This window comes from Massilia sp. CCM 8734 (genome assembly GCF_011682155.1).
GTDB classification, from domain to species: Bacteria; Pseudomonadota; Gammaproteobacteria; order Burkholderiales; family Burkholderiaceae_D; genus Telluria_A; species Telluria_A rubra.
Window position 1 is genome coordinate 1 of the sequence record NZ_WHJI01000149.1, and the last position, 1,024, is coordinate 1,024.

Annotated in this window: 1 protein-coding gene and 1 pseudogene; both read right to left on the minus strand. The window is 65.9% G+C overall.

Annotated elements, in window-relative coordinates:
• Positions 1-818: hypothetical protein (locus F2P46_RS38990; RefSeq protein WP_166899295.1), on the minus strand; the 818-nt coding region annotated here is incomplete at its 3' end.
• A gap of 6 nt (positions 819-824) precedes the next feature.
• A pseudogene (locus tag F2P46_RS38995) lies at positions 825-1,024 on the minus strand (hypothetical protein); the annotation flags it as partial.

A 1,024-nucleotide genomic window follows, 5' to 3' on the forward strand; every position in this document is an offset into this window, starting at 1 on the left:
CATCCGGACTCGAACAGGACCGGCTGTGCCGCGCCCTCGATCGTGACCATAGGTACGGCCGCGATCTGTAGGCTGGAAGTAAACTCGGCCTGGCCCGGCTGGGTCAGCGTCGGCTGCGCGCTCAACGCGCTGGTGAACTCTACCCGACAGCCGTCCGACGACCCTGCGGCCAGCACCCCGAGAGAGGACACCATGGTGGCGCCCCCGCCGTGGATCTTCACGGAGTCGGTGGACGCGTTGAAACTGGCCACGGTCGCAGCAACGCCCATGGCGGTCCGCAACGCCGCGGCATTGGCCGTCAACCCGAATGTCGCCGACGCGCGTCCCTCGCGCTCCGTCGTACTTTGGCCGTTGCGCCTGACGCCCGCTTCCGCATACAGCGAGAACGTACTTACGCCGGTTGCGGCGTAGCCGATCGTGACGAGAGGGTCGGCACTTGTGATGAAGGTTGCGGCGCCGGCCGCCACACCTGGGCGGATGATCGTGCCACCGGCGACGAAGCCGAAGGTCGTGCTGCACAACGCTTCAGTATGCGCGGCCCGCGCGGTGAGACTCGCGTAGGAAGTGGCGCCGGCGGTCGTTGCCAGCACCCATTCAGCCGACGCATAAAATTCAGGCCGAATCAGCGCCGCGCCCATCGCGATACGCACGCCACCGGCGCCCTTGCCCGCCGATCCCCCCGTCGCCACGGCGCCCGCGAACTGCGTGCGGGTCGCATTGGCGGTCAAGGAACCGGCGGCCGCGAACAGCGCCGCGCCGAGAACTACCCGCGTTGCATTTCCATTGACGGCCGCGCTGTTTAAGCCGAAGGAATTCATGCCGACTTAGTTCAGATTCGCGATCAGGGTGCCAGGTGCAAAGGACAGCACGTCGCCTACCTGCAGCGTCTTCGAGGAAAGCATCGGCGCCGAGAACAGCATATTGCCGGCATTGAGTGCATCAAAAACGGCGACGTGCGTCACGGTGACAGCCGCGCCGGTCACTGCGGGGAAGGTGATTGACGCCGAGTTCGAGACTTGCTGTC